The sequence below is a fragment of the Bradyrhizobium pachyrhizi genome (assembly GCF_001189245.1).
GTDB lineage: Bacteria > Pseudomonadota > Alphaproteobacteria > Rhizobiales > Xanthobacteraceae > Bradyrhizobium > Bradyrhizobium pachyrhizi.
Window position 1 is genome coordinate 31086 of sequence record NZ_LFIQ01000123.1, and the last position, 11610, is coordinate 42695.

Genomic DNA, 11610 nt, shown 5'->3' on the forward strand with positions numbered 1-11610 from the left:
CGTGCGCTCGCCCTCCACATCGCGCGGCACCGCCTTGCGGAAGTCGCGCGGCGAGGTGCCGTAGGTCGCGCTGAACATCCGGCTGAAATGGGCCTGATCGGTGAAGCCCCAGCGGTAGCTGATTTCGGCGATGCGCTGGTCGGCATAGTTCGGATCGATCAGATCGTTGCAGCAGCGTTCCAGCCGCCGCTCGCGCGCATAGGCCGAGAACGTCGTGTTCTGCCGTTCGAACAGCCGTTGCAGATAGCGTTGCGACAGCCCCTCCTGCCGCGCGATGTCGGCGATGGTCAGGCCGGCATTGCCGAGCTGGGCCTCGATCGCGGCATCGACCCGGCGCAGATGGCCGGCCTGGACCTGCGTCATTGCCTCGGCATCGAGCCGCGTCTCGCCGAGCAGCGCGCCGGCGACGAGTTCGGTGACCGCGACCTCGGCGGTGGCAAGATCCGCCTTGTCCAGGATCGCGAAGTTGCCGCCCACGGTCCGCATTACCGGACGCACGGCCGCAGCCGCAATCGTCGCCCCGAGCACCGCCGGCAAACGCAGACGATTATGCCCGAGCCGGCCGAGCAAGCGCTCGCGCGGCAGTTCAAGCAGCAGGATCTCGAAATCCTCGCGCAAGGTCATGCGCCACGGCGATTGCAGGTCGCACACCGAGACGTCGTTGTCGGCGAACTCGCAGCTGCGCTGACCGGACGTGATGCTGCCGCGACCGTAGCCGTGGAAGATGATGGCGACCCGCGCCGGCATTCCCGGCGAGGCCGCATGACCGCTGCAGACGATCTGCTGCTCGGTCGAACGCAGCAGCGCGAGCTGGCCGCCGCTGGTCGAGCGCTTCGCGGTCAATTCGCCGAACTGGAATTGACCGGTCTCCGGCAATTCGCAATCGAGCTGCAGACCGGCCAGCGCCTCGCGCCAGACCTCCCGCCGGTTTTGCCGCGGGATCGCATCGACCGAAACCCGAAAGGTCGTCGCGACCATCACCCCTCCAGGCCGCAGCACCGCGGCCTTCCACTCACAGAGCCGTGAACGCAGCCTGCACCGATTGCAGGCAGGCGGCAAGCATGTTGCTGCGGCACATGTTGCCCAGCCGTCGTGCAACGCGCGGAAGCGGCCGCTTTCGCGTGGCAGCGCTATCAGCGGCGAACGCAGTGCAACTTGATCGCATGCGCCCAAATTCTTGACCGTTCCGGCCATGCCGCGATGCGAAGGCGGCCGCCGCAGATGCCTCGCACGCTGCCGCACAGGCCTTTGCGCTGCGAAGGCAGCAAGCGCGCCGACAAATTATTGGGCGCGCCCGGTCATGTCGGAGCGGCGCGGCGCCATGCACTCTCATGCGCACTTTCGATCCAAGGAGGAGCTCAAGATGTGCGCAGGTGACGACAAGAACTGCCCGGACTTCGAATTGCATCATCGACAGTTCAAGGAGACGCTCGACCGGGAACGCCGTTCGTTCTTGCGCTCGAGCTTCGCGGCGGCGGGCGGCGCCGCGGCGATGACCGCCGGCGGCATCTCGCTGGTGACGCCGAAAATGGCGGCCGCCGCCGAGAAGCATCAGCCGGCGCAGCGCGCCTATCACCACCTGCCGGCGAATGCCGACACCGTGCATTGGGGCTATTTCAGCAAGTCGCTGAAGCCGCGCGTCGAGATCAATTCCGGCGACTTCATCACCATCGAGGCGCTGACGCATCACGCCAATGACGATGCCGAGCGCATGGTCAAGGGCGATCCCGGCGTCGAGAGCGTCTATCTCTGGACCAAGGAGAAGAAGGGTGTGAACCGGCGCGGCGCCGGCCCGATGGATGCCTCGCTGTTCGGACGCGGCCCCGGCGAAGGCCTCGGCGTGCATATCTGTACCGGGCCGGTGTTCGTGCGCGGCGCCGAGGAAGGCGACGTGCTCGAGCTGCGCATCATCGACGTCGCGCCGCGGCCCTGCGCCAACCCGAAATATTCCGGCAAGGCGTTCGGCAGCAACGCTGCGGCATCGTGGGGCTTCCACTACAAGGATCTGCTCACCGAGCCGAAGCCGCGCGAGGTGGTCACCATCTACGAGGTCGACGCGACCGGCGAGCGCAACTGGGCGCGCGCCGTCTACAATTTCACCTGGACGCCGCAGACCGATCCGTCCGGCGTGGTGCACAAGACGATCGATTATCCCGGCGTGCCGGTCGATCATTCGACGGTCAAGGAGAACCACGGCATCCTGAAGAATGTGCGCATCCCGGTGCGTCCGCATTTCGGCGTGATCGGGCTCGCGCCGAAGGAGGCCGAGTTCGTCGATTCGATCCCGCCGAGCTACACCGGCGGCAACATCGATAATTGGCGCATCGGCAAGGGCGCCACGATGTATTACCCGGTGGCGGTCGAAGGCGGACTGCTGTCGGTCGGCGATTCTCACGCCTCGCAGGGCGATTCCGAACTGTGCGGCACGGCGATCGAATGCTCGCTCAACGGCACCTTCCAGATCATCCTGCACAAGAAGGCCGACCTCGCCGGCACCGCGCTCGAAGCGCTCGACTACCCGATGCTGGAGACCCAGGACGAATGGCTGGTGCACGGCTTCAGCTATGCCAACTACCTCAGCGAGCTCGGAGCCGGCGCGCAGACCGAGATCTACAAGAAGTCGTCGGTCGACCTCGCTCTGCGCGATGCCTTCCGCAAGATGCGCAAATTCCTGATGACGACGAAGAAGCTGACCGAGGACGAGGCCATCTCGCTGATCTCGCTCGGTGTCGATTTCGGCGTCACCCAGGTGGTCGACGGCAATTGGGGCGTCCACGCGGTGATCCGCAAGGACATCTTCGCCGGCGGCGAGAGCTGAAGAGAATCTGGAGCGCGGTGATCAGCCGATCATCGCGCTTCAGCCCGTGGCGGGCACGGGCTTCTCCGCCGGCCCGTTCCACGGGCGGTCCGGCGAGGCGAGGCCGATCAGGCGGCCCTGGATGAAGTCGCAGCCCCATTCGCGCAGCATCACGGCGGCTTCCTCGTCCTGCACCCATTCGGCGACCGTCTTGATCTCGAGACGGCGCGCCAGATCGATCAGCGTCTGCACGAAAGCGCGGTCGTCGGCCGAACGCACGATGTTCTGCACGAAGGCGCCGTCGATCTTCACGATGTCGACCCCGAGCTTGCGCAAATTGCGGAACGAGGTGTAGCCGGCGCCGAAATCATCGATCGCGATCCGGCTGCCGAAGTTCTTCAGGCGCGTGACAAAGCCGCGCACGTCGTCGATATCCTGGATCGCGACCGTCTCGGTGATCTCGACGATCAGCCGCTCGCCGACGCCGGGATGCGCGCGCATCAGGGATTCGATGGTGGCCCACCAGTCCGGATCCATCGTGGTGTCGGGCGAGATGTTGAGGCTGAGCTGTACGCCGGGGGCGGCGGCGAGCTCTGCGATGGCGAGCTCCAGCACGCGGTGATCGACCAGCCGAATCAGGCCGAGCCGCTCGGCGACCGGCACGATATCGGGCGCGAGCAGCGCCCGGCCGTCGTCCTGCTCCATCCGGACCAGGCACTCGTAGAACGCGGGCTGCCGCAGGCGCGCATCGACCACGGGCTCGAAGCCGATCACGATGCGGCGCTCGTTCAGCGCGGTGACGATCTCGTCGGTGACGCGGATGTTGACGCGGCGCTGGGCGTCGCGCTCAACATTCGGCTTCCACAGCGCGAACGATCCGGCGCGGCGGCTCTTGGCCGCGTCCAGCGTCTCCTGGGCGCGATTGACCGCCTCCTCCGCCGACCTCGCATGGCGCGGAATGGTGACGGCGCCGATCGACACCGTCACCGACACCGGGCCGGACTTGGTCGGCACCACCTCGTCGCGCACCGCGGCGAGGAAACGCTCGGCCGCGACATTGGTGTCGTCGACGGTGCAGTTGCGCAGGATCAGGCCGAACTTGTTGCCGGAGAAGCGGCCGAGCATGTCGCCGCTGCGCAGCCGCGCGCGAATCCGCTTCGCGACCTCGGCGATGACGGCGTCCGCGACGTCGAAGCCAAAGGCATCGTTGACGCGCGCCAGATGATCGATGCCGATCAGCATGAAGGCGCAGGAGCTGCGGAAGCGCGCGCACTCCTCCATCGTCTCGGCGAGCGAGGCGATCAGATGGGTGCGGTTGAGCTCGTTGGTCAGCGGATCGTGCCGCGACAGCTTCAACAGCTGCTCGTCGCGGGCATGCCGCTCATTGTTGATGCAGACGACGCCCTCTACGCGCGCCGGCCTGCCGTCGGCGCCGGCAAACCAGCAGCCGGTCTCCTCGATCCAGATCACCGGCGCTGACGTGACGGCCCGCACGCCATATTCGATCCGGTAGGGCATGCCCTCCCCGCTCCGCACCGGCGCCGGCGCACCGAGCGCATCGGATCGCACCGAGCGCGATGGCTCGATCAGCTTTGCAAGTTCGGCACCGCTCGCCAGCGCCGCGACCGGGATATCCGGGAAGACCGCCGCCACATTGTCGCTCCAGGCAATCGCATCGCTCGCCAGGTCCCAGGCGAATGTCGCTTGGCCGAGCGAGGCGAGGATGCTGGCAGCTGGCGGGACAGGGGGCATCGAACATGTCTCGATTTGGGACGGCGCCCGGTGATTCTACACGCTCTCAAGATAGTGGTTCCGGCGAATCCAACGCTAGGTGAAGTTGATAAATAATCTGGAAACCACGTTTTCGACTGTCCGGGAACGAACTGGGGACGGCGGGCATGACCCTTGCCACGGGGGTGTTGCGGAGGGACGCGACGTCCCAAACTATGACGCTCCAACGGGTCGCAGACGATGCAGGATATCGATCAATCGGAAATCCTCGACGGTGAGTGCACCGGCGATGCTGCGGCGGCCAGCACGGCGCTGGTGCCGCTGGCCGCGACCACCCATTGGGCGCCCAAGATCCCGCTGCCGCATGCCGATCCGTCGTTTGTGGCCCACCTGATCGCGACCGCCGCACACGAACCGCAGACGCGCGGGCAGCGGCGTGGGTCATTGGCCGACGCGCAGAGCGCTTACGGTCCGCATGTCGACGAACGCCGCAGCGTGGCGCGGCGGACCCGGCAGATCATCTAGAAAAATATCAGCGCTGCGGCGGGTCCGACGGCGGATGGCCGCCCGGCTGCAAATCCGGCGAAGCGACGGTCGGCTTCGGCGCGGACTGATCGAGCAGCACGGATTCCGCGACCGATGTCGCCGGGGGAACCGGTGCGGCCGGCGGCGCGGCAGGCGCCGGTGCGGCGACGGGCGCGGGCTCGGAACGCGGCGCGGGCGGCGCTGCCGGCGCGGGCTGCGGCGCCTCGCGCTGCGGCCTGCTGACGCTTGGTGCCGCAGGCGCGACCACCGCACGGCGGCGGGTGCGCAGCGCAATTCCGGAGATGAAATCGACCAGCGCCAGCAGCGCGAGCAGGCCATAGGTCGAGTTGCCGAATTTCGGCCAGAGCACGAATTCGGCGGCGGCGGCGCCGAACACGATCAGCGACAGCAGATGGTCGGTGAGATATTTCGCGCCGGGGCGCGCGCCCTTGATGACCTCGAGCAGCAACAGCAGCACGGCGGCCGCGAGCAGCATGTCGCTGAGCGTGATCTGCCACTGCTCGCCCGACAGCAATGTCAGCCTGATCAGCGGGTCGGTGAACGACACGCCGGGCATCAGGAAGGCGATGATGTTGTAGACCGCGAGCGGAACGAGCAGCAGCGGAAAACCGACCATCGGGGCTTGCGCCTTATTCAGGGAGAACCAGCAATGCGGCGGTGCTCATTGGCCTCGCCGCGGACGCGCCCGTCTTGGCCGCACTCGTTGACCGAATTCAGGCGCCGCGCCGCATGGCTGCGGCGCGTAGGCCGAATGTCCAATCAGGACTCTTTCTTGGCCTTCAGGACCTGGCGGCCCTTGTACATGCCGGTCTTGAGGTCGAGGTGATGCGGACGGCGCAGTTCGCCGGAGTCCTTGTCCTCGACATAGGTCGGGGTCTTGATCGCATCGGCCGAACGGCGCATGCCACGGCGCGACGGCGAGGTTTTTCTTCTGGGAACGGCCATGACGGTGTCCTCTAGGGGTGTTGCGGAGGCATCGTCCGAAATGCGGACGGCTCAGCGCTTCGAAGCGCAAGCTGCGATGCCGGTAAGGCCGCGCTTATAGAGGAAGGCATCGCGTAAAGCTAGGGTCCGAGCCAGCAAAAAGCGCCCGAAAAGGCCCTCAGGAGCCGCGATTTTCGCGCCAGCAACGCTCCACCGCGTTGGCCCGGGCCATATAGGTGGCAGACAGCCTGCGGACCCCCGGCCCCGGGTTCCGGGCGCTTCTTTTGACCGGATTCGGCAGGATCGCCGCCAAAAGCGCGGCCTCGCGGGCTGACAGCGCCGCGGCGGACCTGCCAAAGGCATATTGGGCGCCGGCCTCGGCGCCGAACTGGCCGGACGGGCCCATTTCCGCGATATTGAGGTAGATTTCCAGGATCCGCTGCTTGGGCAGCACGAGATCGATCCAGAGCGCCAGCGGCAGTTCCAGCCCCTTGCGGATCACGCTGCGGCCGGACCACAGGAACAGGTTCTTGGCGACCTGCTGGGTGATGGTCGAGCCGCCGCGGGCCACCTCGCCATCCTCGGCGTCGTCGAGCACCTCGCGCAGCGCACCCCAGTCGATGCCCCGATGCTTGCAGAAATGGGCATCCTCCGAGCCGACCACGGACCGCACCAGATAGGGCGACATCGCGCCGAAATCGATCCAATGCCGCGTCACCGGGGCCCCGCGCAGGATCCGCCAGGCCATCAGCGCCGAAACCGGATGGCCGGTGCGATAGAACGGCGCCACCAGATACGGCAGCAACAGCAGGGCCAGCAAAAGCAGCAATAAAATTCGGACGATGCGCAAAACGAGGGTTTCCGGGGAGGACCATTCCAGGAAGGATTTGGGACCCGCCCGCCAGAACACGGCCGGCGCCGTCGACGTCTGCGGGATAATTCACGGTTTTTCCAGCACTTTTAAGGCGCATTCCGTCGCAGGGCGGGAATTGACGAAGCCGATGCCATCAACGATTGTCCGGCCGAAAATCGATCTGGAGCAATTCTTAATGACGACCGGTACTGCAGAGTTTTCCAAGCGGCTGGACCAGACCGCGGAGGATACCGAAGCCCTGCTCGCCAAACTGCTGTCCGACACGACCGAAAGCGACGAGATCGTGCGCCCGAAGCGGCTGATCGAGGCCATGCGCTATTCGAGCCTCGGCGGCGGCAAGCGGCTGCGGCCGTTCCTCGCGGTCGAGAGCGCGGCGGTGTTCGGCATCCCGCGCGAAGCCGCCCTGCTGGTCGGCGCCGCGCTCGAATGCATCCACTGCTACTCGCTGATCCACGACGATCTGCCGGCGATGGACAATTCCGATCTGCGCCGCGGCCGCCCGACCCTGCACAAGGCCTATGACGACGCCACCGCGATCCTCGCCGGCGACGCGCTGCTCACCATCGCCTTCGACATCATCACCCGCGATGCGATCCACAAGGACGCCCAGGTCCGCCTGCTCCTGACCCGCGCGCTGGCGCGGGCCTCCGGCATCGGCGGCATGGCCGGCGGCCAGATTCTCGACCTCGCCGGCGAAGGCCGCTTCGGCGACCGCGAGCCGGTCGACGTCGCGCGCCTGCAGCAGATGAAGACCGGGGCGCTGCTCCGCTTCGGCTGCATCGCCGGCGCGATCCTCGGCCAGTCCTCGCAAAAGGAATATCAGGCGCTCGACGATTTTGGCAAAGCGCTCGGTGAAGCCTTCCAGATCGCCGACGATTTGCTCGACGTCGAGGGCGACGCTGCCGCGCTCGGCAAGCCGGCCGGCGCAGACGCCGCGCTCGGCAAGACCACGTTCGTCACCCAGCTCGGCATCGATGGCGCCAAGCAGCGCGTGAGCGACCTCCTCGCGCGCGCCGATGCCGCGCTGTCGGTGTTCGGCGACCGCGGCGATGTGCTGCGCGCGGCCGCCCGCTTCGTCGCCGAGCGCAAGAACTAGCCGAAAGCGGCGCGAAATGAACAAGGAGATCGACGACCGCCTTGTTCGCTTCCGCAAGCTGCCGCTGCCGGTCCGCGTCATCGTGGGCCGGCCGCGCACGTTCGGCTCGATCGCCTTTGGCATCCTGGCTGCGCTGCTGGTGCCGGGAGCACCGCGCATCGTCACGCGCCTGCTCGCGGGCTGGGATGCCTTCGCCGCGCTGTATCTTGTGCTCGCCTATGTGATGATGCTGCGCTGTGGCGTCGCCCATATCAAACGAAGCGCCATCCTCCAGGACGACGGCCGTTTCCTGATCCTGCTGCTGACCGCGTTCGGCGCGCTGGCGAGCCTCGCGGCCATCGTGTTCGAGCTCGGCGCATCGAAGGGGAGCCCGGCCGGACTGGCGCTGGCAATCGTCACCATCACGCTGTCATGGGCCGTGGTGCACACGGCGTTCGCGCTGCACTACGCCCATGAGTATTACCGCGGCAAGACGCCCGGCGGATTGCAGTTTCCGAGCGGCGCTGAACATGTCGACGCCGATTACTGGGACTTCGTCTATTTCTCGTTCGTGATCGGGATGACGGCGCAGGTCTCCGACGTCGGCATCACCGACAAGATCATCCGCCGCACCGCGACCGTGCACGGCATCATCTCGTTCGTGTTCAACACCGCGCTGCTCGCCCTGATGGTGAACATCGCCGCGAGCGCGATCTAGCCGCACCGGCTGATGAAATGCCGTGCGCAAGGCGGTCGGCAAGGAGTACAAGCAGCACGCCGATGACGTCGCGCGAATTTATTCCCCGCCTTGCGTCACGTGCTCTTGATATTGCGGCAGATCGTCCGATATCGCGTACCACGGCGCCTTGGAGCCGACGAAGATGTGGGCGGTCGGCCGGATCGCCGGCGCATCGCGCAGCGTGCCCATCGCGACATGGACATAGGCGCCGTCGCGGACCTGCGAATAGAGCAGCGAGCCGCAGCGGCCGCAATGCGCGTCGTGGGTGAGCTCGTCGCCATAGATCAGGAGCCCATCAGCGCCGCTGACCACGGTGAATTTGTCGCGCGCGATTCCTGCGAACGGCTTGAACGCCGATCCCGTGGTGCGCCGGCAGTTCGAGCAGTGACAATTGAGCGCATAGGCAAACGCGTCGGCCACCTCGTAGCGCACGTCGCGGCAGAAGCATTCGCCGGTCAGGATATGTTCGTTCGAATTTACAGATGCGGTCACAACTCATCCCTCACGCAGAATTTTGTCGCCGGCCATGGCGCAATCCGGCGGTTCATGGCTAAATCCTAGAGCCCTTTCCGTTCCAATTGAATCGGAACAGGGGCTCTAGATTCGAGCTTTGACGCGTTTTCTCCACGCGAACCGGCACCCGCTTCGCTCGAAAACGCTCCAGCCGATCCAATCCTGCCGGGAGGACCAACCAATGAGCCAAGATCGATCCAGCGTCGAAAGCGTCGTGCAAACCTATTTCGACGGTCTCTACGAGAGCAACGCCGACAAGCTCGCCGAGGCTTTTCATCCGAGCGCCGATTTGCGCTGGGTGGAGAAGGGCGAGCTGAAGGTCCTGACCGTGCCGGACTGGCTTGCAATGGTGCGCAAGCGCACCTCGGCGAAGGCCGAAGGCAAGCCGCGTGAGGATTTTATCGTCACCATCGACCGCTCCGACGACAACACCGCCTTCATCAAGGTGCGCTGCCAGCTGCCGCCGCGCTATTTCACCGACTATCTGGTGGCGATGAAGCTCGCCGACGGCTGGCAGATCGTCTCGAAGTCGTACCGCTACGACCTCAGGGATTGATCGACCGGGCGCGGCGCGCCCCGTGACGGCTTTGTGACACGCCCCTCGCGGTCCGGCTCCGGCCGGACCGCATTGACTGGCGGTGGTTTCCGGGCGAATTGAGCCCGTTATGGAAGCCAAGTTTCAGATTTTTCTTACTTTGCTCGGCGTGCTGGCGGGAACCGCCCTGGTGGCGCGGCGAACCGATATCGCGCCCGCGATCCTGCTGCTGCTGGTCGGCGTCGTGCTCGCCTTCGTGCCGGGCATGCCATCGCTGGAACTGCCGCCCGAGCTGGTGCTTCTGGTGGTGCTGCCGCCGCTGATCTATTCGGCGAGCGTCGCGATGAGCTGGCGCGAGTTCAAGGCCAATCTGCGGCCGATCATCCTGCTGTCGGTCGGCTGCGTGATCTTCACCGCCTTCATGGTCGCAACCGCGACCCACTATCTGATCGGCCTGCCCTGGGGCATCGGCTTCCTGCTCGGCGCCATCGTCGCGCCGCCGGACGTGGTCGCGCCGCTGGCGATCGCCCGCAGGCTCGGCATGCCACGCCGCATCCTGGTGGTGCTCGAGGGCGAAGGGCTCGCCAATGACGCGACCGCGCTGATCCTCTACCGCTTCGCGCTCGCCGCGATCACCACCGGGCTGTTCTCGCTGCCGAAGGCGACCGGCACTTTCCTCGTCATCGTCGCCGGCGAGATCGCGTTCGGCACCGCGGTCGGCTGGCTCAGCCTGCGCGCCCGCCGCCGCGCCAGGGATCCGCAGGTCGAGATCACGCTGTCGCTGATCACGCCCTATCTCGCCTACTGGATCCCCGAGCATTTCGGCGGCAGCGGCGTGATCGCGACCGTCGCCTGCGGCCTCTATATGAGCTGGAACGGACCGCTGTTGATCTCGGCCGCGACGCGCCTGCAGGGCATCTTCTTCTGGGACCTGATCATCTATCTGATCGAGGGCCTGTTGTTCCTCCTGACCGGCTTCCAGATGCGCTCGCTGTACGAGAAGTCGAAGTCGTTTCCGCTGCACGACATCCTCACCGCGACCGTGCTGGTCGCCGTCATCGTGATCGTGGCGCGCTTCATCTGGGTGTTTCCCGGCACCTATCTGCCGCGCTGGATCAGCGCCCGCGTGAGCGAGCGCGATCCGCTGCCGTCGTGGCGGGCGGTGTTCGTGGTCGCCTTCACCGGCGTGCGCGGCGCTGTCTCGCTCGCCGCGGCGCTGGCGCTGCCCCTGACCTTGCCGAGTGGCGATGCCTTCCCGTATCGCGACCTGATCCTGTTCGTCGCCTTCGGCGTGATCTTCGTGACGCTGGTCGGGCTCGGCCTCACTCTGCCGCCGGTGGTGCGCTGGCTCGGCCTCGCCAGGGACGGACGCAGCGAGCACATCGCCGAGCACGAGCAGGAGATCGCGGCGCGGCGCGAGGCGCTGAACGCCGCGCTGAAGTCGCTCGATGCCATCACCGACGACCGCGAGCTTTCCGACGAGGTGATCAAGCTTTTGCGCTCACGGCACGAGATCCGCATCAACCAGCTGCCCGACTCGCTCAATCCCGACACCCACGACGTCTCCGCCACCGGCACCGAGCTGACGCGGGAGCTGATCGCCTCCGAGCGCAAGTTCATCCACATGCTGCTGCGCGACGGCAAGATCACCGACGAGACAAGGCGGCGCATCGAGCGCGACCTCGACCTCGAGGAAGCGAGCCTCGCCAACCGCGAGTATCGAAGGATTCCGCTGTAGCGGTACCCCCTTCGTCGTCCCGGGCAAGCGAAGCGCGACCCGGGACCCATAACCACCGATCGATGTTGTTGGACCAGGCTGCGGCCACAGCCCATTCCAACAATTTCCAACTGTGGTTATGGGTCCCTGCTTTCGCAG

The 11610-nt window shown here is 66.2% G+C and carries 12 protein-coding genes; 6 read left to right on the plus strand and 6 right to left on the minus strand.

What is annotated here, in order from left to right:
• The coding region (locus AKL29_RS46155) for a helix-turn-helix domain-containing protein (RefSeq protein WP_244482654.1) at nucleotides 1-978 on the minus strand (978 nt) is incomplete at its 3' end.
• A 385-nt stretch (nucleotides 979-1363) separates the two neighbouring features.
• Between AKL29_RS46155 and AKL29_RS38390 the strand changes: the two genes are divergently transcribed.
• Entirely contained in the window at nucleotides 1364-2818 is a 1455-nt protein-coding gene (locus AKL29_RS38390) for an acetamidase/formamidase family protein (protein WP_050387774.1), read from the plus strand.
• Nucleotides 2819-2857: 39 nt separating this feature from the next.
• Here the strand turns inward: AKL29_RS38390 and AKL29_RS38395 are convergent, their stop codons facing one another.
• Nucleotides 2858-4549, minus strand: a complete 1692-nt coding sequence (locus tag AKL29_RS38395; protein ID WP_050387765.1) for a putative bifunctional diguanylate cyclase/phosphodiesterase — start codon at nucleotides 4547-4549, stop codon at nucleotides 2858-2860.
• Between the two features lie 219 nt (nucleotides 4550-4768).
• Between AKL29_RS38395 and AKL29_RS38400 the strand changes: the two genes are divergently transcribed.
• Entirely contained in the window at nucleotides 4769-5053 is a 285-nt protein-coding gene (locus tag AKL29_RS38400) for a hypothetical protein (RefSeq protein WP_028337345.1), read from the plus strand.
• A 7-nt stretch (nucleotides 5054-5060) separates the two neighbouring features.
• On the opposite strand, the gene AKL29_RS38405 is transcribed toward AKL29_RS38400, so the two are convergent.
• The 3 genes from AKL29_RS38405 to mtgA form a co-directional block, all read right to left on the minus strand.
• Nucleotides 5061-5690, minus strand: a complete 630-nt coding sequence (locus tag AKL29_RS38405; protein ID WP_050387766.1) for a hypothetical protein — start codon at nucleotides 5688-5690, stop codon at nucleotides 5061-5063.
• 143 nt (nucleotides 5691-5833) lie between these two features.
• Nucleotides 5834-6019, minus strand: a complete 186-nt coding sequence (gene rpmF, locus AKL29_RS38410) for a 50S ribosomal protein L32 (protein WP_021077536.1) — start codon at nucleotides 6017-6019, stop codon at nucleotides 5834-5836.
• 157 nt (nucleotides 6020-6176) lie between these two features.
• Complete coding sequence (gene mtgA, locus AKL29_RS38415) at nucleotides 6177-6848, minus strand: monofunctional biosynthetic peptidoglycan transglycosylase (protein ID WP_050387767.1); 672 nt, start codon at nucleotides 6846-6848, stop codon at nucleotides 6177-6179.
• Nucleotides 6849-7047: 199 nt separating this feature from the next.
• Between mtgA and AKL29_RS38420 the strand changes: the two genes are divergently transcribed.
• Entirely contained in the window at nucleotides 7048-7968 is a 921-nt protein-coding gene (locus tag AKL29_RS38420) for a polyprenyl synthetase family protein (protein WP_050387768.1), read from the plus strand.
• Nucleotides 7969-7984: 16 nt separating this feature from the next.
• Entirely contained in the window at nucleotides 7985-8665 is a 681-nt protein-coding gene (locus AKL29_RS38425; RefSeq protein WP_050387769.1) for a DUF1345 domain-containing protein, read from the plus strand.
• Between the two features lie 78 nt (nucleotides 8666-8743).
• On the opposite strand, the gene AKL29_RS38430 is transcribed toward AKL29_RS38425, so the two are convergent.
• Nucleotides 8744-9178, minus strand: coding sequence for a GFA family protein (locus tag AKL29_RS38430; protein ID WP_050387770.1), 435 nt, complete (start codon nucleotides 9176-9178; stop codon nucleotides 8744-8746).
• 202 nt (nucleotides 9179-9380) lie between these two features.
• On the opposite strand from AKL29_RS38430, the gene AKL29_RS38435 reads away from it, so the two are divergent.
• A complete protein-coding gene (locus AKL29_RS38435) occupies nucleotides 9381-9755 on the plus strand; it encodes a nuclear transport factor 2 family protein (RefSeq protein ID WP_028337351.1) in 375 nt (124 codons plus the stop codon).
• Nucleotides 9756-9864: 109 nt separating this feature from the next.
• Nucleotides 9865-11472, plus strand: a complete 1608-nt coding sequence (locus AKL29_RS38440; RefSeq protein ID WP_050387771.1) for a Na+/H+ antiporter — start codon at nucleotides 9865-9867, stop codon at nucleotides 11470-11472.
• The last annotated feature ends 138 nt before the right edge of the window (nucleotides 11473-11610 follow it).

What these genes read in the sequence shown, in the direction of transcription:
- AKL29_RS38405 (WP_050387766.1), bottom strand. Translation starts at nt 5,690, where the DNA reads ATGGTCGGTTTTCCGCTGCTGCTCGTTCCGCTCGCGGTCTACAACATC.
- AKL29_RS38420 (WP_050387768.1), top strand. Translation starts at nt 7,048, where the DNA reads ATGACGACCGGTACTGCAGAGTTTTCCAAGCGGCTGGACCAGACCGCG.
- AKL29_RS38425 (WP_050387769.1), top strand. Translation starts at nt 7,985, where the DNA reads ATGAACAAGGAGATCGACGACCGCCTTGTTCGCTTCCGCAAGCTGCCG.
- AKL29_RS38390 (WP_050387774.1), top strand. Translation starts at nt 1,364, where the DNA reads ATGTGCGCAGGTGACGACAAGAACTGCCCGGACTTCGAATTGCATCAT.
- AKL29_RS38395 (WP_050387765.1), bottom strand. Translation starts at nt 4,549, where the DNA reads ATGCCCCCTGTCCCGCCAGCTGCCAGCATCCTCGCCTCGCTCGGCCAA.
- AKL29_RS38440 (WP_050387771.1), top strand. Translation starts at nt 9,865, where the DNA reads ATGGAAGCCAAGTTTCAGATTTTTCTTACTTTGCTCGGCGTGCTGGCG.
- AKL29_RS38400 (WP_028337345.1), top strand. Translation starts at nt 4,769, where the DNA reads ATGCAGGATATCGATCAATCGGAAATCCTCGACGGTGAGTGCACCGGC.
- rpmF (WP_021077536.1), bottom strand. Translation starts at nt 6,019, where the DNA reads ATGGCCGTTCCCAGAAGAAAAACCTCGCCGTCGCGCCGTGGCATGCGC.
- AKL29_RS38435 (WP_028337351.1), top strand. Translation starts at nt 9,381, where the DNA reads ATGAGCCAAGATCGATCCAGCGTCGAAAGCGTCGTGCAAACCTATTTC.